Genomic DNA, 19,925 nt, shown 5'->3' with positions numbered 1-19,925 from the left:
CCCGGTGAATCACAAGCTGCTGAAATCGCTCAACTCAATTTTCGGTCGGGCTCTAAGCCACGCCAGAGTTCGATCGATCACCCGGCGCCAGGCAGGACGACGAAGCCCGTCAGGTCGGACCGTCTGGTGATTTCGATTGTCAGCTGATCGATGTGGGCGACCGCCGCTTCGAGTTTCTGCCTAGCATAGCCGCCGTCGGGGAACAGGCTGGCGATGGTGGGTACGCATCGCAAGATCGCTCGATCAGGCTTGGAGCCCCGTTGCGGTCCCGAACATCGGCACCATGTGACGTGCTCCCCGTTTTCAGGCCGCTGATAAGTTAGCTTCGGTTTCCTCATGCCCGTGGCAGGAGCGGTTGGTGAACTCAGCGGGTGCCGTGCCGCCGAGGCTGCTGTGCGGACGCACGATGTTGTAGTCCGTCCGCCATGTCTCGATGATCCGTCTCGCCGCAGCCAGCGAGGGGAACAGGTGCTCGTTCAGGCATTCGTCGGGCAAGCGACCATTGAACGATTCCACAAAGCCGTTCTGCTGCGGCTTGCTGGGCGCAATGTAATGCCACTCGACCCCGGTGCCCTGACACCAGGCGAGTACGGCATGACTGGTCAGTTCGGTGCCGTTGTTGCTGACCACCATGCACGGCAGCCCGCGACGCTCGGCGATGGCGCTCAGCTCGCGAACGACCCGCCGACCCGACAGCGAGGTGTCGACGATGGATGCCAGGCATTCCCGGCTGTAGTTGTCGATGACGTTGAGCACGCGGAACCGCCGGCCGCAGGCCAATGCATCCGACACGAAGTCGAGAGACCAGCACTGATTGAGTTCCTGCGGGATCGCCATCGGTGCCCGCGTCCCCAGCGCACGCTTGCGGCCACCACGTTTGCGCATCTCCATCCGACGAGCTAACTTACCACTGGCATGAAATCCGGGGAGCACGTCACCTGCGCCACGCTTTCCAGCAAGCCGCCAAGCGTGTCGGTCACGATGTGGCGTTTGCGTCCTTTGATCTTCTTGCCGGCATCGTATCTGCGCGGCCCACCCGCCTCGGTGGTCTTCATCGACTAGCGGAACAGCCCAAGGTTCCGGCGATGCGTAGCAGCGGTGGAAAGGCTGCGGAGGAGGGAAATCTTTTGCAGTTGCGCCCACTGGCACCCTGCTGCAGCGATATACCGGATAGCATCCCACAGCGTCCGCGCCTTGTGTTTGCGCGGGCGTCCCACCCTTGAGGTTCGCTTCAAAAATGCCCGGACGACAGCCCATTCGTCATCCGTGCAGTCGCTTGCGTAACGCAACCCGCCTCTGTCATGCTCGCGACGAGCGGTTTCAGTCCACCCTCCACCGGCACAGGTTCCACCTATGCTGCGCATAATTGAAACCTTTGCCGGTTCCGCCCACGTGATCCTCGTGGTCTTCGCAACCCCCGGTGAATCACAAGCCTCTGAAATCGCTCAACTCAACTTTCGGTCGGGCTTTGCGTGACCCAGCACGATATTCGAACTCCAAGCCTACTCACTGCGCTTCGCGGGTGGTGGTGACCTTTCCGAATATCGGCGCCTTGACGGTCGATAGGTGACCGGTCGCGTCGCCGGTCAGATCGAAGAACGTGATGCGATTGGTACCGCGCTTCATCCATGGTGCGGGCGCATAGAGCGTATGCACCGGACCGATCGACCAGAAGCGGCCGAGATTGTGCGTGCCGAGCCATAACTGCCCTTTGTGCAGCCCACGCATGTCGAGATAGGTGTCGGCTGGCCGATCCACCTTCATTTCGACCTCGTAGAAACAGGGACCTGTACACGGCGCGTTCGACAGGCGGAGCGTCGACAGGTCGTTCATCGGCAAACGGAACATGCGCCAGTCGACCAGCGGCGTCCCGTTCAGCGTGACCGCCCCGGTCAATCCGGTCTGCTCGGTCCGGATGGCGTGCGAGTAGTTCACGCGGCCGGTATTCTCGACGAGGATATCCAGCGTCGCAGGGACCGCGCGGGGGGGCAGGTCCACCGCCTCCTGATCCAGCCGGCGATCGAGCGTCCCGACCAGCTTCCGGTCGATATAGACCTTTGCGTAGCTATGCATGCCCTTGAGCAGCAAGCGCCCCCCCTGCCCCGCGGGCAGCGCTACCCGGTACAGGACGTACCCGTAATTCTGGTCGAGTTCCTCGAAGGTCAATGGCCGCGGGGAACGCACCGATTCAGGCAGATTGTCCCATAGCGATGCGCTGCGCCGGGTCGTGGAAACCGGAAAGGTGGCGGCGACGGTCGACGCCGGGGGCGGCACGGCCGGCTTGCCCGTGACCTCGGCGATCACCGAGGCCAGCAGCGCGTATTTGTATCGTGGATTGCCCGCCTCATCGAGCGGCGCGTCGTAATCGTAACTGGTGGTGTCGGGATGGTAATCCTTGCCGGTGTGCGAGTCGGCGCCGTTCATCCAGCCGAAGGTCGTGCCGCCATGAAACATGTACAGCGACACCGAATAGCCGCGCTTGAGCATGAACCGGAGTTCCTCGGCTTCTTTACGGCCGTCCGTCTCGTGATGGTCCTCTCCCCATTTGTCGAACCACCCGGCCCAATATTCGCCGACCATCCTCAGCCCGCCGGGGCGAAACGCCTCCAGCTTCGCCACCGCGTTGGCCGCACCGCCCGAACCAAAATTGACGATCGATGGCACATCAGGGAGTGAGCCCTTGGCCAGATCGGATGCCTGATTGGAAGTGAACAGCACGCCATCGGCCAGCCCGGCACGGCGATAGCTCGCTTTCAGTCCCTCCAGATAGGTTTTGTCCTGACCAAAGGCGCCATATTCGTTTTCCAGCTGGATCGCGACGATCGGCCCGCCATTGCGCAGCAGCAGGGGCTTTATTTCCCGACCCAGCCGTACCAGCCACCGCTCTACCGCCGCAGTATAGGCCGCGTCGGTCGAACGGAGGACGAGGCGGCGATCCTTCAACAGCCACGCAGGATAGCCACCCAGCTCCCATTCCGCGCAGACATAGGGGCCGGGCCGCAGGATCACGTCCAGCCCCTCCGCCTGCGCTGCACGGATGAAGGCGGCCAGGTCGTTCTGGCCGCTGAAATCATAGACGCCCGGACGCGGTTCATGCGCGTTCCAGAATGCGTAGGTGGTGATGGTATTCAGCCCCATCGCCCGCGCCTTGTGCAGTCGGTCACGCCAATAGGCGCGCGGGATGCGCACATAGTGCATTTCGGCGGAAATGACCTGATGCGGCTTGCCGTCCTTCAGGAAACCGGTGCCGGCGACGGTAAAGCCATGCGCTGGCTGCGCCGACTGTGCCACCACCGGTCCGCCGAACGATGCGGACAGCATCAGTGCCGGACCCAGCGCCGACCGGAGCAACAATCTCATCTATCTCACTCCGTCATTGCACCGGGGATGTAGGGGTGATGCCGCTGGACCAAGCCTTTCAGTAGCCATCGCCCCCCCCCGATCCGTCAAACAGCTCTCGATTCCCGAATTTGCAGTCCCGTTGGCGGCCCCGCCGGCTTTCGATGCCGACAAGGTACGGAGCAGCATTTCGCCGCCGGTCAGAACGTCACATCCAGACCGTAATCGGTTTCGACCTGCACCGAGTCAAGCGATGCAACCTGATCTGCACCGCCGCGTCTGGCGATGGCGGCTTCGTCCAGATAGATCGGTGCATCCTTGCGCAGCGGCAGGATCGAGAGCGTCAGCGGCTGGCCAAGTCGGTCGTCGAGGCGACTCAGATTCACCTGCCACGACCGACCGTCGAAATAGCGGTCGTCGATCAGATCGGTACCGGCGAACAGCCGGCCGATGTCGCCGGTCCAACGGATCACCAGCCGGCGATCTTCGATCGCAGCCGAGCCAGCCGGCGGCACTGCCAGTGTCCATGCGGCAGCGGCAGTGAAGCTTTCCGGATAGGGTTCGACTGCGGCCTTGGCCGGGCCGCCGATTTGAACGGGCGGCGCGACGCCTGCGGGGCGTAGCGGCTTCATCGTCACGCGGTACGTTCGGGCCGGTGCAGTCGCCATATAACGGGCGAATACCCCGTCCTGTCCCGCCTCGCGCACCGGAAGGCTTCCTTTGACGGCCGTTGCGGCAGGGAACATCGCAAAGGTGAAACGCGGATCGCCCCGCGATACCAGATGCATGCCCTTCGGCGTCGGTGCGATCTCGTCTTCGGTCATCACCAGCCGGTCGCCCCCCGCCACCGTCACCTTGCTGATCCGTCGTGCCTGTTCCTGCGTGAGGATCAGAACCCGCTCTCGCTGGCCGCGGGTGTCGACGACGTCGATCACCGCATCCGTGCCGGGCTTCAATTCCTCGACGGTAAAGACGTCGCCCGCTCTGCGTATGCGCGCACCGCGGGCGCGGACCGCCGCCGCCCTTACCGCCAGGCTGACCGGGATGCCCGGCACCGCGTGCAGCACCGTCACATGTCCCGCCGGGGTTGCGATCGTCGTCAGCGGCTGCGCGGTCGCCCACGCCAGCCGCGCGTCGGTCACGCCCAGCGCCATGTCGATCGGCCAGATGAAGTAGCGATCGGCCGGAATATCGATCGCGGTCGCAGGAAACGTCACCAGTCCCGATGGCAGATCGACCGAGAAGCGGACGCTGCGTTGCATCGCGGCCGGATATTGGCGGATATGGCTATTGTAGAACAGGAAGGCCCGGTCGCCGTCGCTGCGGACCGAAAAGCGCGGTGTCGTCAGGTCGCCCGGCCCGCTTGGCACGCGATCCGGACGGCGAACCGCCATTGCCGCCAGCTTCGTCCCCCATCCCTGCAGAAACAGATGGAAGGGGCGGATAGCCGGCAGCACCGCATTCGCCATACCATATTGGCCGAACGGTGCCTGAAAGTCATAATCGATGATCGGCAGATCGTTATAGCCACCGATCGCGGTCTGCTCCTGCAGGGTCGTGCGTCCGATCGCGTTACGGCCACCGTGATACATGTAATAACCGTACAGGTTGACCCCCGAACCCAGTTGCACCGGCAGCATCGCGGCGATGTCGTCCGGTCGGATCACGGGCCGACGCCGATACATGGTGGGGATACCACCGCCATATTCCGCCCCCAGAAAGGGCGTGTGCACAATGTCGCCATCGGCATCGCCGGTCCGCCCGCCCTTGGTCTGCGCGCCGAGATCGCCGCTGACCCGGCTGCCGAACCGAAAGGCGTAGGTTTCCTTGGGCGGCAGATTGCCGGCCGACTTGCCCCAGGGTTCGTCGGGGTAGCCGCCGAACACCGGCATCACCTCCCGCCGCGGATAGACCGTCGCATCCCATCCCGTGACCGTATAAAGCGGCACATCGAAACCCAGCCGGACCGCCAGCGCCTTCAGCGTCGCGATATGCCCTGCGCCCTGCCCCGGTCCCCGAAGATTATATTCGTTTTCGATCTGCACGCCGATCACCGGGCCGCCGTCCCGCCACAGCAGCCCCTGCACCTGTTGCCGCGCCTCGCGCCAAAACCGCTCGACATGGCGGAGATAGACCGGATCGTCACCGCGTGTCGGCATCGACCGGACGGCCCAGTCCGGAATGCCGCCGTAGCGGACCTCGGCATGAACCCATGGGCCAAGCCGCAGGAAGACCTTCAGTCCATGCCGCCCCGCCGCCTCGACGAATGCGCGCAGGTTGCGATCACCGGACCAGTCGAAGCGGCCTTCCATCTCCTCATGATAATTCCACATCAGATAGGTCGCGACGATATCGATGCCCGATGCCTTGATCTTCGCCAGTTCAGCGTCCCATTCGGCCATGGGGGTGCGGACATAGTGGAACTCACCCATCACCGGCAGCCAGGGCTGGCCATCAAGGGTAAGATACCGGCTGTTCGCGCCGATGGTCGAGCCGTTCGGCGCACGGGCAGCGCCAAGCTTCAGATAACCCTGCTCGGGTACCGGTACGTCCCCGCGAGCATCGACCCGCAGCGTCTGGGCAACGGCCGGCTGAGCCATCGTGAACAGCAGGACAGCGTGCAGGGCCGCGCTCTTCTTGACCTGACACCGGGACGTCACAGTCGGACCGCGCCGGGATCGTTGCGCGTCCAGAGATCGCGCGAGGATAAAAAACGATCTGCTGAAATCCATGAAATCTCCCTTGCCGGTTTCGGATTATCGTCAGCATCCCGGAAACGCCATCGATCATGTCCTATCCGTCTAGCAAGTATCCGCTAGCGCTGTGCTTCCGGTTCGATTTGCAGTCGTCGTCTAGATCGGATAATAGTTCTCAATAGCTTTTTGATCGACATGTGAGTGTGGCGCCATTTATCCGGGACATGTCGACTTGAATCTGCTCGCGACGCTCGCGGTACTGTTGCAGACCAAGAGCGTGACCGGCACGGCCCGGCGGCTCGGATTGAGCCAGCCGACGGTCAGCCGTTCGCTGGCGGAACTGCGTCGCATTCTGGATGACCCGCTATTGATCCGGACCAGCGCCGGCATGCAGCGGACATCGCGGGCGGATGACATGGTCGAACCGGTTCAACGCTGGCTTGCATCGACCAGCGCGCTGTTAAATCCGCCCTGCCCGGAGCCGGCCAGACTCGACCGCTGCTTCCGTATCGCCTGTACCGATTACGGCGTGCTCACCGTCATCGCGCCTGCGTTGGCATCCATTACCGCAGCCGCGCCGCAGGTGACGATCGACATCGTGCCGTTCAGCGCGGATATGACACAGAGACTGGCGTCGGGTGAGATCGACCTGATCGTTTCAGGGCTGAAACCCGATCATACCGTCGTGCACAGCCGATCGCTGTTCGTCGACAGCTATAGCTGCGTCATGCGGGCGGACCATCCGCTGGCCAAAGCCGAAACGCCATTGCTGCTGGATGCGTTCTTCGCCTGGCCGCATATCGGCATCGTCGTCAGCGATCTGGCGGTCGATGGTGTCGAGGTCCGACTCGGTGCACGCAGCGCCGAGCGGCGGGTAACGGCACGACTGCCCTATTTCCATGCAGCCCCCGCCCTGATCGCGGAAAGCGACATGATCATGACCCTGCCCACGCGTGCTGCGACGCGCTTTGCGAAAAGCTATGGCCTCGCCACCCGGCCCGCACCGGTCGAAATAGATAGCCTCGATTACCGGCTCTTATGGCACGAACGGTCCGCCCGCGATCAGTCGACGACGTGGTTTGCGGACATGCTGGCACGGCACTGCGCATCCGCAGGGTGAATAACGGATATCCGGAATATGAGGCTGGCTAGGCGGCACCCGTCCAGCATAGAGAATGCGAACGACTTGCAATAGCAAGCGACAAGCCGGGACCTTTATCATGCCATTCACTCGCTACCGCTCCGGTGCGGCGCTCATCGCGCTCGCCTGCTCCCTAGCCTTGCCCGCCACCGCGACGGTCGCCGCCCGCGCGAACGATACCGATCCCCAGAACGAAACGACGCGGGCCGACGAGATCGTGGTGACCGCTTCGGGCGGGCGGGAACAACAGGTGAAGGATGCGCCCGCATCGATCAGCGTGCTGACCCGCGAGGATCTGGCGCGGTTGCCGTATCGTGAAGTCACCGATGCGCTGCTGGAAATTCCGGGTGTCACGGTGACACCCGGCGAAGGCAACAGCCGTGACATCTCGATCCGCGGGATGCCCGCACAGTACACATTGATCCTGGTTGACGGAAAGCGCCTGTCCAGTCGCGAGACGCGCACCAATGGCGGCAGCATTTCCGAAGGGGGCCAGTTGCCGCCGCTGGAGGCGATCGAGCGGATCGAGGTGGTGCGCGGGCCGATGTCCTCGCTCTACGGGTCCGATGCGATGGGGGGCGTCGTCAATATCATCACCCGGCGGATCGCCGCCACTTGGCGCGGCAGCGCGCGGGTCAACGGCACGATGCAGTTGGGGTCGGAGTACGGCAACGTCGCCGACGGCAATTTCTATCTGTCCGGACCACTTGTCGGATCGGTCGGCGTTCAGTTGCAGGGCGCGATGACCCGGCGTGCCGAGGATCGCGTCGTCGGCGGCACACCGGAACGCAAGGACGACAGCCTCGCGGGAAAGATTGGCTGGAACGCCGGCGACCGGCACAGCTTCCTCGCGGAGCTGGGCTATTATCGCCAGACGGTGACATCCACCGCCGCCAGAACTGTCGCCCCCGGCCCGACGGCGCCGTCCGGCACGCAGAGCACGCAGGCGCAGCGACGCTATGTCGGATCCGTCAGCCATACGGGACGCTGGGGCTTCGCCAGCTCGGAAAGCTATCTTCAGCTGGAGGATGCCGAGAGCCTGCAGGACGGCAAACGGATCAAGAACACGGTCGCGCAGTCGATCTGGGTGGTGCCGCTGCCCGCCAACGCGTTGAGTATCGGCGCCTATTACCGGAACGAGGATCTGTCGGATACCGTCGGCAACCTGCTGGCGGGATCGACCCGCGATGGCGCCAGCCGGCGGCAGGTCGCCGTGTTCGCGGAGGACGAACTGACCATCCTGCGCGGGCTGAGGCTGACCGGCGGCATCCGCATGGACGACGACCAGCAATATGGCACCCACTGGACGCCACGCGTCTATGCGGTCTGGAACATCGACCGGCGCTTCACGCTGAAGGGCGGCTATTCACAGGGTTTCCGCGCGCCGAACCTTCGCCAGACGCTGCCCGACTGGGGCCAGTCGAGCCGCGGCGGCACCATCTATGGCAATCCCGATCTGGAGGCGGAAACGTCGAGCACGATCGAAGCGGGCCTGCTGTTCGACGGCGGCGCGTTTCAGGCCAGCCTGACCGCCTATGACACGCGGTTCGACGATCGGATCACCCGCGTCACCTGTGTCGAGGCGGGCGCGTGGTGTGTGGGCGAGCCACTGAGCACGATCGGCCGGCCGCCGACGACCTATGTGAACGTCGACAAGGCGAAGGTCCGTGGGATCGAGGCGACGATCGACTTGCCGTTGACCACGACGTTGAAGGTCACCGCGACCGGGACGCTGACGGATTCCGAACAGCTGACCGGCGCCAACATAGGTGCCGCGCTGAACGACACCCCGAAGCAGCAGGCCAGTGCGTCGCTGAACTGGAAACCCGATGCCCGGTTCGGCGGCTATGTCCGCGCAATCTTCCGGGGCGAGGAGGCGATCACCGAGGCACAGATCAGCGGCAACACGATCGTGGCACCATCCTATACGACGGTCGATATCGGCGGATCGTACAAGGTGTCACCACGCTTCACGCTATATGGCGGTATCCAGAATGTACTCGACAAACGATTGAACTATGATCGCTTCGGCTATGTCATCGATCCCGCGAGAATCTGGCTGGGCCTTGGAACGCGGTTCTGACCCATGGCAGAACCGCAGATCGCAATCATGGTCTATCGTCACGATGCCGCCGAATGCCGGCATCGGTCGCGTCCGCACTGCATCCATGATCCGGATGCAGCATGGTGAACGCCGATCTCACCGGCCCTAATGACCGGGCCACACGGGGGATGCGGCGCCGTCCGTCATCATGATCCCGGCAATGCTGCCGTCCCGTTCATAGCGAACCCGGTCAATCGCGATCTGGCGTTCGCCTTCAAACGGCGCGGGACCGGCTTGCTGGTCCCAACGATGGTAGACGATCATCCATTCACCCGACGGTGACTGGACGAAACTATGATGGCCAGGTCCCTGATGCCGTGCATCGCTGCCGAGAATTCTGCCCCGATAATGCCACGGCCCGATCGGCGAAGAGGCGGTGGAATAGTGCACGGAATAATCACCCGCGTTCCAATGGCCATGACTGTACGACAGGTAATACGTGCCGTTGCGTTCGTGCATGAACGCGCCCTCCGTGAAACTCCGGGGCTGCTGTACCCTCACTTCCCGGCGGATCGATATCATGTCCGGCGCCAACTCCCATATCCGCAGCCGCGCCCCTGCGCTGCCGCCGGCGTATAGATAGGTACGATCCGATTTCGGGTCGGTGAAGATCATCGGATCGATCGCCTCGAACGGCGTCGTATCCTCTTCCGCCTTCCCGATGAGAGGACGACCGCTATCGCGATAGGGGCCTTCCGGCCGATCCGCGACGGCGACACCGATGCGGCTGGGCGTGGGATGCTGGGGGCCTACCGAATAGTAGAGATACCATTTGCCGGCTCGGGTCGCGACGGCGGGCGCCCACAGGAAATGCTCACGGGCGCCGTCATCGCCGATCCAGCCGATCTCGTCCCGCTTGATCAGCGTACCGCGGCTGCGCCACGCCTTCAGGTTCGACGATGAGAAGGCACCGAACCGGTCGGCCTTCCAGGTGCCATCCGGGCCCCCGGTCGGAAAGATCCATAATTCGTTGTCGATCACTATTGCGTGCGGATCGGCACCCTGAAACTGCGAGTTGTCGGCCCGAACCGCCGTGGCGAGCAACCCTGCTGCCGGCAGCGCCAATAGGAACGCGGAAAAGCTGCGCATAACCTGCTCCATCCTGATGATCGTCAACACCGGAACCGCGTGACCAATAAATAGCTCCGCGGTAACCAGCGCCGCCCTATCGAGTCACCGCCTCGGCGTCGGCGGGTCGATATCCCATTGCTGGTCCCGCAGCACGGTCGAAGCAACCGGTCGTCCCGCACTGTCGCGCCAGGGGTCGTAACGGAAACGTTTTTCAATGGCATTACAGGTCGCCTGATCCATCAGCGCGTTGCCGCTTGATCGTATCACCGTACATTCGGAGACATGACCATCGGTGCCGACCCGGAATCGTACCCCGATCACGCCGCTGAACCCGGTATCCAGAACGGGATCGGGAATGTCCGATCCCTTGATCCGTCCACGGATCAGGCGGGGTACGCGTTCCCGGCCGCTGCCGTCACCATCACCCTTACCGCCCGCACCGTGGCCGTCACCGATCCCACCAGCACCGGTACCCGGCCCCGCCCGATCCGACGCTCCCGACATGGTTCGCGCGCCGATATCAGGTAATGGCGCAAGGACGATCGGCGGAGGCGGGGCGATCTGGATGATCGGCACCGGTGCCGTCGCCTCGGTGGCCCTGGCACGAAGATTGGGCGGTGACGCCCTGCCGCTGGGCCTGCTGACCTTACGGGGCGGTGGGATCAAGCGTACGGCCGGCGGGACGACTGGCACCACATCGAACGTCGCCAATGCTTCCTGTGCCGTAGGCATCGCCCCGTGGAGGGCGAGCCCCAGGATCAGCCCATAACCCAACGCGCCGACGATCACCGCGGTCGACGCCGCCGCCCCGATCCGGTCGCGCATGGGTGTCGATGCCGTCACAACCGAAGAGATGATGCGGCGGGATGGCTTTGGCAACGCCGGCCCCGCTCTTCTGCACATGATCTGCACATTCGCTGCCCGGAATATCCGCATGTGCCGGACGATGGCTCCACGGGCGTCCTGCAAACAGATCGCTCTTGGCAAGAGGAGCATCTCCGTGCGGTTCAGTTTCGTTCGCAAAGCGGCCATCACCATAGTCCTTGTCGGACTGTTCGACCGGTTGTTTCCGTACGGTTTTTCCGGTGCGGTGATCGGCGGGTTCGCGGGGGCGTGGCTGGTGGGTGTGGTGCTGGGCCGCGCCGATGTCCGGCGCGATCGGCGTGCATGGTACGCACTGGCGCTGGCCGGGGTATTCTCAGTGGCGTTGATCGACGATCCCGGTTCGTTGAGCTGGGCCCTGTTCTGGTGTGCGTTGTCGATCGCGGCACTGATGCCGCGGACGGGAAGGTTCGACGATGCATGGCATTGGGCCGCGCGGCTCGGGCTGCATGCCGTAAGCGGTATCGTTACGCCGATCGCCGATGTCTCGCGAAGCCTGCGCGCCCGGCGTGGTGTGCGGCACAGCCCGGGCGCGGTGGCGGCAATACTGGCGTTGCCGCTGATCGGTGGCGGCCTGTTCATCGCGCTGTTCGCTGCCGCCAATCCGGTGATCGCACAGGTACTCGCGGCAATCCAGTTGCCGTCGATCGTGCAGATGCTGGTGTGGGCATTGGTCGCCACCTGTCTGTGGCCAAGTCTGCGCCCGCATTCGCTGGTGACGCGGCTGGCCGCACGATTGCCCGATCCCGAGCCTATCCTGCCGGGCACGTCGCTGCCCTCGGTGCTGATCGCGCTGGCGTTGTTCAATGGGATCTTCGCTGTTCAGAACGCCCTCGACATCGTGGTGCTATGGAGTGGAGGACCTTTGCCGGCGGGTATGACCCAGACCGAATATGTCCATCGCGGTGCCTATCCCCTGATCGTCACCGCGCTGATCGCCGGCGTCATGGCGCTTGCGATGCTGCGTCCGGGCAGCGCGAGCGAACGCCATCCATGGGCACGACGGATGGTCGTGCTGTGGGTGGTGCAGAACCTGATCCTCGTCGCGTCCAGCGCATGGCGGACGATCGACTACATCAGTACGGAGATGATGACCGGGTTGCGCCTTGCCGCACTCGCCTGGATGGCACTGGTTGCATTGGGACTGATACTGATCTGCTGGCGCATCCTGGCGGGACGCAGTGCGCGGTGGCTCATCAACCGGAACGCACTGGCCGCTTTCGTGGTGCTGGCCGTCTGCAGCTTCATCGATCTGGGGGCGATCGCCGCCGCGTGGAACGTCCGGCATCAGTCGCCGCATCGGGTCGATCTCTGTTACCTTGCCGGGCTGGGGGACGCGGCCCTGCTTCCTCTGATCGATCTTGAACACCGGACAATGGACGCCGCCACGCGTGATCGCATCCGGCATGTCCGCGCGCAGACCTACACCGATCTGTCGGCCCGACAGGAAAGCTGGACGCATTGGACGGCGCGGGGAGCACGACGACTGGTGACGGCGAACGCGATGCTTGGCCCTGATCCCGCACACCCCTCGGCGCTGCCCGATGGCGCTTGGTGGAATTGCGACGGATCGGTCGGCGGGGCTTCGACTCCGGCGCCCCGCCCTTGACCGCGTGGCCTGCTGCCATGATCCAATGCCCCATGCCCCGTACGATCCTGATCATCGACGACGATCCGCACATCCGCCAGTTGCTCGCCTTCGCGCTGGCCAAGGCCGGCCTCGATACGATCGAGGCCGAGGATGGCGAGGCGGGGCTGGCCATGGCCGATACCGCTGCACCGGATCTCGTGATCCTGGACATCAACATGCCGCGCATGGACGGAATCGAGGTCTGCCGACGCCTGCGTGCCAAGAGCGACGTGCCGATCCTGTTCCTGTCGAGCCGCGACGACGAAATCGACCGGGTCTTGGGGATCGAACTGGGTGCGGACGACTACGTCACCAAGCCCTTTTCCCCGCGTGAGGTGGTGGCACGGGTGATGGCGATCCTGCGGCGGATGGCGATCCGGCCACCGGTGGTGGCGGCCACGGCAACGGTCCGTTGCGGTCTGCTCACGCTCGATACCGAAGGCTGGCAGGCCGATTGGGGTGGGCAGGCCGTGGTGCTGAGCGTCACGGAATTCGGTATCTTGCGGACGCTGGCGACGATGCCCTCCAAGGTATTCAGCCGTGATGCGATCATCGACCGGCTGCGCGGGCCTGGATTCGCGGTGACCGACCGCACGATCGACAGCCATATCCGCAACCTGCGTGGCAAGTTCGCGCGGGTCGGCGCCTACGACGTGATCGAGACGCGCGCGGGCATCGGCTATCGCCTCGGCGTCTGCGTCGGCGGATGATCGAGCGCGTCAAGCGTATCGTCCGGCGGCATTGGCCACGCCTGCGGTTGCGCACGATCCTGTTGCTGACGTTCACCTTCGTCGCGGCGTTGCCGGGTGTCGGTGCGCTGTTCCTGCGCGTCTACGAGAATGCCCTGGTCCGCCAGACCGAGGCGGCACTGGTCGCGCAGGGTGCCGCATTGGCCGCGGCCGCCGCCGTGGAATGGCAACCCGGCCAGCCGATTGCATCTTCGTCCCTGCCGGTGGCGGAAGCGCCATCCATCGACCTGCGGCTGACACCGATCCTGCCCGACCGCCCTGCCCCCCATCCCGGCACCCGGATAGAGGATCGACGGATGCTGGCATGGGCCGAGCGAGTAGCGCCGGTCGTCCGCCTGACCGGGCGAGCGACCGGCGCCGCCATCCTCGTGCTTGATCGCCGCGGCAACATCCTTGTGGGCCTAACCGGACGCGGCAACCATGCCGATCTGCCGGAGGTCCGGATGGCGCTGGCGGGCCATGCCGCGACGACGGTGCGGCGGAACCGCTCCCATCGTCCCGCCTATATAGGCGAATGGTTGAGCCGCGCCGCCGACCTTTGCATCCATCATACCCGGCCCATCGTCGTCGACGGGCGGATCGTCGGCGTCATCCTGTTATCCCAACCGCCCCGTGCACTGTTTGCCGGGCTGGATGCCGATCGGGGCAAGATCGCGATCGGCATTCTGCTGATCTTCATGACACTCGTCATATTGAGCGGCCTGCTGTCACGCGGCATCGTTCGTCCGGTCGAGGCGCTAGGGGCCGCCACCCGCATCGTCGCCAGCGGTGGCGGCACGGTGCCCGACGCGCCCACCACCGCCGCGATCGAAATCCAGGCGCTCTACCGCGACTTCGGCAGCATGGCGGAAGCGATCGAGCATCGCTCCCGCTATCTGCGCGACTTCGCCCATGCGGTCAGTCACGAGTTCAAGACACCCCTGTCCGGGATCGGCGGGGCGGTCGAACTGCTGCAGGACCACCCCGACATGGGCGTGGTGGACCGCGAACGGTTCCTGACCAACATCGCATCGGACGCCGCACGGCTGACCCTGCTCGTCAGCCGACTGCTCGATCTGGCCCGCGCCGATATGGCGGCGGCAATGGGCGGCGGGACGTGCGATGTCGCCGACGTCGCGAAACAGGTGGCGGACGCCGATACTCGGAGGGGCTTCACCGTTACGCTTCGACTGCCTCCGGATTTACCCGCGGTGGCGGTGCCGGCCGCCGCCATCGCATCCGTTTTGAGTTGCCTGATCGAGAACAGCGGTCAGGCGGGTGCGTCGCACCTGACGATCGACGGCCGACACCATGGCCGGTCGATCGCACTGACGGTGAGCGACGACGGTCCCGGTATTCCGCCGGGCGATCGCGCCCGCGTCTTCGAACCGTTTTTCACCAGTCGCCGGACGACAGGAGGAACCGGACTGGGGCTGCCGATCGCGCGCTCGCTGCTTGCCGCGCATCGCGGAACCATCACCCTGCTGGGTAACGGCAAGGACGGTGCTGTATTCCGGATTACGTTGCCCGTTCAGACCGATGACTGACCCCGCGCCACCTCGCACCCTGCCCCGATCGTTGCTGGCCATCGTCGGTATGATCGTCGCCGGCCTGATGCTTCGGCTGGTGCCGATGGGTCTGCCCGGCGCGGTGGTAAAGCATGGCGGGTCGGTCCTCTGGGCAATGATGATCCATGCGATCGTCATCATGATCCGTCCGCATTGGTCGCCGGGCCGAAGTGGCACCGTTGCGACGATCATCGCCTGCGGGATCGAGTTGTCCCAGCTTTACCATCGAGCCGCGCTCGATGCCGTGCGGGCGAACTGGCTGGGCGCCCTGTTGTTCGGACGGGTGTTCTCGATCGTCGATCTGGTCGTCTACGCACTTGCGATCACGATCGGGGCGCTTGTCGAACATATGCTTCGTCGTCGCACATGAAAAAGGCTGGTCCGCGGCATTCCGCGAACCAGCCCCTTCCCGAACCGACTGAACGATTACTTGCGGAGGGTGAGACCGCCACCGAAGCGCTTGTTGAAGCGAGCGACCTGACCGCCGGTGTCGAGCATGGTGCCACGACCACCGGTCCATGCCGGGTGCGCCAGCGGATCGATGTCGAGCGTCATGAGATCGCCTTCCTTACCCCAGGTCGAGCGGGTCTCGAACACGGTGCCATCGGTCATCTGGACGCGGATGGTGTGATAGTCGGGGTGGGTATCGGTCTTCATCGAAACGCTCCTGATATGGCTGGTTCCGACCAGCCGAAGGACAAGCCGGGGCGCTTAGCGGCCCCGGCTCCATAAGTCAAAGTGCATAGCCCCAGTACCCGACGGCCGCCGTCAGGCAGGTTTGGGCGGATCGGCGATCATGGCGGTGAAGTTCGCTTCTGCCACCACTTGGCCATCAATCCTGGCAATGCCCGCAAACTTGCAGACGCTGGCGCGCTTTTGCACGAAGCTGGCTTCCAGCCGCAACAGCACTCCTGGTTCGACCGGCTTGCGGAACTTGGCTCCGTCGATCGCCATGAAATAGACGAGCTTGCCCGAGCCAGCGAGGCCGAGGCTTTCGACCGCGAGGATCCCGGCAGCCTGCGCCAGCGCCTCGATGATGAGGACGCCGGGCATGATCGGCCGGCCGGGGAAGTGGCCTTGAAAAAAGCCCTCGTTGATCGTCACCGCCTTGATCGCGGCGATCCGCTTGTCGATCACCAGTTCCTCGACGCGGTCGACGAGCAGCATGGGATAACGATGCGGCAGTGCGGCCATGACCCGCCCGATATCGAGCGGGCCGATCACCGTTTCGGTCTCCCCGGTATCGGGCATGGTCACGATGTCGCTCACCGGCCGGAGGGCTGTGCCGGGCGGGTGGGTGCGGTCGTGGCAGGCGCGGCGGCGGCAGGTGCCGCACCCTGCTGCTGCTGGCCGGGCTGCCAGTTCGCGGGCGGGGTGATGCCGACGCTCGGTACCAGACGATCCAGTTCGGTGGTGATCGCGGCGGTCACGTCCGCGGTGGGATTGGCAAACAGCACGGCATCGGGACGGACCAGCATGGTGACGTTGCGGGCGCGGACGACCGCCTGCACCGCGTCGGACAACCGACCGGAGATCTGCTCGATCGCATAGGCCTGCGCCCGCTGTGCCGGGGCGGTCAGGCGCGACAGTTCGGCTTGTGCCGCCTGCTCGCGAGTCTGGATCGCCTGTGCCTGCGTCTGCAGCGCCGCCTGGTTGGCATTGGGCGCCGCGCGTGCGGTGTTGAACGCGGTCACCAGCGGCTGGAGTTCGCGGCCGACCGCTTCGCGGCGCGCATTCGCCTGATCGAGCTGTGCCTTGTAGGTCGTCTCGATCTGGGCGCGGGCAGCGGACCATGCCTTCGAATTGGCGACCGCACCTTCGGGATTGGCGACGGCGATCGCCTGCGCGGCGGCTGGGGTGGCAGCCAAAGCCGGCGCGACGAGGGCGGCAGCGAGGAGGAGCGTCTTGATAGTCATCAGAACTGTGTTCCTACGTTGAAGGTAATGAGTTTGTCGTCGTCGCCCTTCTGCTTGATGAGCGCCCTGGCAAGATCGATGCGCAAGGGGCCGAAGGGCGAATTCCAGTTGACGCCGATACCGACGGTCAGACGCGGACGTGCTGAATTGCCGAGAAACTGCTCGAAGAAGGGCTGGCTGACCTGGGCTATATTGACGGAGTTTCCGGTGCAGGCACCCCCAGGCGTTGCCGAATATCCCACGGCGCATGTTGTGGCCAGCCCGGCATTGACCGTATCGGTCTGGCCGACCGAATAGAGAGCCAGCGTCTGGTTGTTCACGATCGTCGTGATCGGTGTACCCAGCAGCGTCGGCGAACCATCCGGATTGAAGAGCAGCGCACCGGTTGTCGCGTTCTTCGCTTGCACGAAATCGGTGGTCTTGAGCGGTTGTTTCAGACTGAACAGGCTACCGGCCTGCACGTAGATGGACGGACGCAGCCCCAGTTCGCGCGCGCCCGAACCGAGCGGAATCTCCAATTCGACCCGGCCGAGATAATAGGCCTTGCCGCCCAAGGGGTCGTCTACGATCTGATTGCGGTCGGTGACGAGCGACTGGATGCCGGTGACCGGATCGGTGACCAGCGGCGTGCGCTGCACACGGGGGCCGACGCCGCGGATATCGAAGCCACGGAAGTTCGGCTCGCCGAGATAGAAACGGTCGATGATCCGGACTTCGTCGATGCCGGCGCCACGGCTCTTTTCCAGCGACTTGATATAGCCGCCCTCGCCCAGGAACGAGAGGACGAAGCCGCTGCCAAGCCCGTAATATTTCGCTACTTCCGCGCGAGTACGGATATACTTCACATCGCCGCCCAGCCCGGCGAAATCCTGACTGAACGAAAAGCGTGTGCCCGCCGTGGGACGCAGGCCGGAATTGAGGCTGTTGTAGATCAGCGAATAGCCGACCGACGACGTCCAGCGATTGCCGAGCGCTTCGCACAGGTAACGGCCGACCGTCGCGGTGCTGCACTGGCCATTGACCAGCAGGCTGTCGTCCAGCCCGACCTCGTCATAAGACAGGCCATAGCGGCCCGACAGCGACCAGTATTCGGTCAGCGGGACGCCGGTGCGAATCTGGAACCCGGTCGAGACCTGATTGTAGAGCTGGTTGCGATCACCGTTGGTGGTGAAGTTGAACTGGTTCAGATCGCGACGGAACAGGTCGACGCCGATCGCGACGTTCTTGTCGAGCAGATAGGGTTCGGTGAAGCCCAGCTCGACCGATTTCTGATAACTGGAATAGTTGACGCCGGCGCGCAATTCCTGCCCCTTGCCGCGAAAATTGCGCTGGGTGATGTTCGCTTGGATGATGAAGCGTTCCAACGACGAATAGCCGGCCGACAGCTGGAGTTCGCCGGTCGACTTCTCTTCGACGGGTGCTTCCAGCAGGATGCGGTCGGGCGTGGTGCCGGGCGTCCGCTTGATCTCGAACTTGTCTTGGAAGAAGCCCAGCGAGTTGATCCGGTCCTGCGACCGCTTGATCTGGAAATCGTTGAACGCATCGCCCTCGGCCAGTCGCATTTCGCGGCGGACGACCTTGTCCTGCGTCTGCGTGTTGCCGTTGATGTCGATCCGCTCGACATAGGTGCGCTGCGCCTGCGCGATGTGGAAGTTGAGCCCCATCGTCAGCGTTTCACGATCACGCTGATATTCGGGATCGACGTTGGTGAAGGCGTAGCCGAACAGACCGGCGGTCTGTTCCAGGTTCTCGATGGCGTCTTCGGTCAACTTGGCGTTGTACCAGTCGCCCTTCTTCATCGGCAGCGATGCGGCGAGACGGGTATTGTCGAAATCGCGAATCTCGCTGTCGACGGTGACGTCGCCGAACTTGTAGCGCGGCCCTTCCTCGACGACGTAGGTGATGATGAAGTCGCGCTTGTCCGGTGTCAGTTCCGCCACCGCGCTGGTGACGCGGAAATCGGCATAGCCCTCGGTCAGGTAGAATTGCCGCAGCTTCTGCTGGTCGTAATTCAGCCGATCCTGATCGTAGCTGGTACCCGACGACAGCACCCGGAACCAGCGCGACTGCTTGGTCGCCATCTGGCCGCGCAACGCGTCATCGGAGAATTTTTCGTTGCCGAGGATGTTGATCTGGCGGACCTTGGACTTCGACCCCTCGGTGATCTCGAACACGATATCGACCCTGTTCTGGTCGAGGCTGACCATCTTGGGGTCGACCACCGCGGCGAAGCGGCCCTGCCGGCGGTACAGTTCGACGATCCGGCCGACATCGGCGCGTACCCCGGTACGGGTGAAGATCTGGCGGGGGGCGAGCTTCAGTTCCTTCTGGATCTTGTCGCTCTTGATCGCCTTGTTACCCTCCAGGATCACCCGGTTGATGATCGGGTTCTCGCGGATGCGCAGGACGATATCGCCGCTCTCGACACCGGAGATCGAGTAATCTGCGAACAGCTCGGATACCTGGAGATCGACCAGCGCCTGATCGAGCGTGGCGGTGGTATAGGGAATGCCGACACGCAGCTTCGTGTAGGACAGCACCGTTTCCGGCTCGATCCGCTGCGATCCCTCGACACGCAAGGTGCGAATCGTACCGCCGGCAAGCGGCGCAACCGGTGACGGGGCAGCAGGAGCAGCCCCCTGCCCGGCAGGAACGGGCACCAGCCTGGAACCCTGCGCGGCGGCGGGCGTAGTAGAGGCGGGCGCGGTCTGTGCCGACACGGGGATGCCTGCGAGCATCGTGCTCGCCAGCAATGCCGTGCCGATGACAGCGACCTTTTGACGGTTATTGTTCACGCTAAAAACCCACCCCAGGAAAACGAGTAGCCGACCCCTGCGCGGTCGCCCTGCC

Annotated in this window: 15 protein-coding genes and 2 pseudogenes; 6 read left to right on the top strand and 11 right to left on the bottom strand. The window is 64.1% G+C overall.

Going from position 1 to position 19,925, the window contains the following annotated elements; genetic code table 11:
* Window positions 1-303: 303 nt before the first annotated feature.
* The 5 genes and pseudogenes from IFT82_RS14215 to IFT82_RS14195 form a co-directional block, all read right to left on the bottom strand.
* Window positions 304-891, bottom strand: a pseudogene (locus tag IFT82_RS14215) (integrase core domain-containing protein); the annotation flags it as partial.
* 62 nt (window positions 892-953) lie between these two features.
* Window positions 954-1,058: pseudogene (locus IFT82_RS14210) on the bottom strand (transposase); the annotation flags it as partial.
* Window positions 1,059-1,364, bottom strand: coding sequence for a transposase (locus IFT82_RS21500; RefSeq protein WP_446740975.1), 306 nt, complete (start codon window positions 1,362-1,364; stop codon window positions 1,059-1,061).
* A 142-nt stretch (window positions 1,365-1,506) separates the two neighbouring features.
* Complete coding sequence (locus IFT82_RS14200) at window positions 1,507-3,360, bottom strand: glycoside hydrolase family 35 protein (RefSeq protein WP_192127882.1); 1,854 nt, start codon at window positions 3,358-3,360, stop codon at window positions 1,507-1,509.
* Window positions 3,361-3,539: 179 nt separating this feature from the next.
* Window positions 3,540-5,939, bottom strand: coding sequence for a beta-galactosidase (locus IFT82_RS14195; RefSeq protein ID WP_199860504.1), 2,400 nt, complete (start codon window positions 5,937-5,939; stop codon window positions 3,540-3,542).
* Between the two features lie 328 nt (window positions 5,940-6,267).
* Here IFT82_RS14195 and IFT82_RS14190 point away from each other — a divergent pair, with 328 nt between their 5' ends.
* Together IFT82_RS14190 and IFT82_RS14185 are read left to right on the top strand one after the other, a co-directional pair.
* Window positions 6,268-7,155 carry a LysR family transcriptional regulator gene (locus IFT82_RS14190; RefSeq protein WP_199860503.1) on the top strand — a complete coding sequence of 296 codons (888 nt, stop codon included), beginning with the start codon at window positions 6,268-6,270 and terminating at the stop codon, window positions 7,153-7,155.
* Between the two features lie 100 nt (window positions 7,156-7,255).
* Window positions 7,256-9,259 (top strand): TonB-dependent receptor domain-containing protein, encoded by a 2,004-nt coding sequence (locus tag IFT82_RS14185; RefSeq protein ID WP_192127878.1) that lies wholly within the window; start codon window positions 7,256-7,258, stop codon window positions 9,257-9,259.
* A gap of 126 nt (window positions 9,260-9,385) precedes the next feature.
* On the opposite strand, the gene IFT82_RS14180 is transcribed toward IFT82_RS14185, so the two are convergent.
* Window positions 9,386-10,369 (bottom strand): family 43 glycosylhydrolase, encoded by a 984-nt coding sequence (locus tag IFT82_RS14180; RefSeq protein ID WP_192127876.1) that lies wholly within the window; start codon window positions 10,367-10,369, stop codon window positions 9,386-9,388.
* A gap of 84 nt (window positions 10,370-10,453) precedes the next feature.
* Entirely contained in the window at window positions 10,454-11,383 is a 930-nt protein-coding gene (locus tag IFT82_RS14175; protein WP_244646764.1) for an energy transducer TonB, read from the bottom strand.
* Between IFT82_RS14175 and IFT82_RS21340 the strand changes: the two genes are divergently transcribed.
* Genes IFT82_RS21340 through IFT82_RS14155 form a run of 4 tightly spaced genes read left to right on the top strand, consistent with a single transcriptional unit; the run spans window position 11,352 to window position 15,529 of the window.
* Complete coding sequence (locus tag IFT82_RS21340) at window positions 11,352-12,842, top strand: DUF4153 domain-containing protein (protein ID WP_192127874.1); 1,491 nt, start codon at window positions 11,352-11,354, stop codon at window positions 12,840-12,842. The genes IFT82_RS14175 and IFT82_RS21340 overlap by 32 nt on opposite strands.
* Window positions 12,843-12,874: 32 nt before the next feature.
* Window positions 12,875-13,573 carry a response regulator transcription factor gene (locus IFT82_RS14165; RefSeq protein ID WP_244646763.1) on the top strand — a complete coding sequence of 233 codons (699 nt, stop codon included), beginning with the start codon at window positions 12,875-12,877 and terminating at the stop codon, window positions 13,571-13,573.
* Window positions 13,570-15,138, top strand: coding sequence for a sensor histidine kinase (locus IFT82_RS14160; protein ID WP_192127870.1), 1,569 nt, complete (start codon window positions 13,570-13,572; stop codon window positions 15,136-15,138). The genes IFT82_RS14165 and IFT82_RS14160 overlap by 4 nt, the downstream gene beginning before the upstream one ends.
* On the top strand, window positions 15,131-15,529 hold the full coding sequence (locus tag IFT82_RS14155; RefSeq protein ID WP_192127868.1) for a ribosomal maturation YjgA family protein: 399 nt from the start codon (window positions 15,131-15,133) through the stop codon (window positions 15,527-15,529). Before IFT82_RS14160 ends, IFT82_RS14155 begins: the two co-directional genes overlap by 8 nt.
* Before the next feature lie 56 nt (window positions 15,530-15,585).
* Here IFT82_RS14155 and rpmE read toward each other — a convergent pair whose 3' ends face one another.
* The 4 genes from rpmE to bamA form a co-directional block, all read right to left on the bottom strand.
* The gene (gene rpmE / locus IFT82_RS14150) at window positions 15,586-15,816 is read right to left on the bottom strand and encodes a 50S ribosomal protein L31 (protein WP_192127866.1); all 231 of its coding nucleotides are present in this window, start codon (window positions 15,814-15,816) and stop codon (window positions 15,586-15,588) included.
* Window positions 15,817-15,927: 111 nt separating this feature from the next.
* Window positions 15,928-16,410 carry a 3-hydroxyacyl-ACP dehydratase FabZ gene (fabZ, locus tag IFT82_RS14145; RefSeq protein WP_192127920.1) on the bottom strand — a complete coding sequence of 161 codons (483 nt, stop codon included), beginning with the start codon at window positions 16,408-16,410 and terminating at the stop codon, window positions 15,928-15,930.
* A 14-nt stretch (window positions 16,411-16,424) separates the two neighbouring features.
* Window positions 16,425-17,075 carry an OmpH family outer membrane protein gene (locus IFT82_RS14140; protein WP_199860502.1) on the bottom strand — a complete coding sequence of 217 codons (651 nt, stop codon included), beginning with the start codon at window positions 17,073-17,075 and terminating at the stop codon, window positions 16,425-16,427.
* Window positions 17,075-19,813, bottom strand: coding sequence for an outer membrane protein assembly factor BamA (bamA, locus tag IFT82_RS14135; RefSeq protein WP_192127916.1), 2,739 nt, complete (start codon window positions 19,811-19,813; stop codon window positions 17,075-17,077). The genes IFT82_RS14140 and bamA overlap by 1 nt, the downstream gene beginning before the upstream one ends.
* Window positions 19,814-19,925: the final 112 nt, after the last annotated feature.

Origin of the sequence: Sphingomonas sp. CFBP 8760 (genome assembly GCF_014841615.1) — a bacterium.
Lineage (GTDB): Bacteria > Pseudomonadota > Alphaproteobacteria > Sphingomonadales > Sphingomonadaceae > Sphingomonas.
The sequence above is the reverse complement of the archived record's forward strand: the minus strand, read 5'-3'. Positions and strand labels throughout refer to the sequence as shown.

Coding starts and splice junctions, on each gene's coding strand:
- IFT82_RS21500 (WP_446740975.1), bottom strand. CDS start 1,364: ATGCGCAGCATAGGTGGAACCTGTGCCGGTGGAGGGTGGACTGAAACC.
- IFT82_RS14200 (WP_192127882.1), bottom strand. CDS start 3,360: ATGAGATTGTTGCTCCGGTCGGCGCTGGGTCCGGCACTGATGCTGTCC.
- IFT82_RS14195 (WP_199860504.1), bottom strand. CDS start 5,939: ATGGCTCAGCCGGCCGTTGCCCAGACGCTGCGGGTCGATGCTCGCGGG.
- IFT82_RS14185 (WP_192127878.1), top strand. CDS start 7,256: ATGCCATTCACTCGCTACCGCTCCGGTGCGGCGCTCATCGCGCTCGCC.
- IFT82_RS14180 (WP_192127876.1), bottom strand. CDS start 10,369: ATGCGCAGCTTTTCCGCGTTCCTATTGGCGCTGCCGGCAGCAGGGTTG.
- IFT82_RS14175 (WP_244646764.1), bottom strand. CDS start 11,383: ATGGCCGCTTTGCGAACGAAACTGAACCGCACGGAGATGCTCCTCTTG.
- IFT82_RS14165 (WP_244646763.1), top strand. CDS start 12,875: ATGCCCCGTACGATCCTGATCATCGACGACGATCCGCACATCCGCCAG.
- IFT82_RS14160 (WP_192127870.1), top strand. CDS start 13,570: ATGATCGAGCGCGTCAAGCGTATCGTCCGGCGGCATTGGCCACGCCTG.
- IFT82_RS14155 (WP_192127868.1), top strand. CDS start 15,131: ATGACTGACCCCGCGCCACCTCGCACCCTGCCCCGATCGTTGCTGGCC.
- rpmE (WP_192127866.1), bottom strand. CDS start 15,816: ATGAAGACCGATACCCACCCCGACTATCACACCATCCGCGTCCAGATG.
- fabZ (WP_192127920.1), bottom strand. CDS start 16,410: ATGCCCGATACCGGGGAGACCGAAACGGTGATCGGCCCGCTCGATATC.
- IFT82_RS14140 (WP_199860502.1), bottom strand. CDS start 17,075: ATGACTATCAAGACGCTCCTCCTCGCTGCCGCCCTCGTCGCGCCGGCT.
- bamA (WP_192127916.1), bottom strand. CDS start 19,813: ATGCTCGCAGGCATCCCCGTGTCGGCACAGACCGCGCCCGCCTCTACT.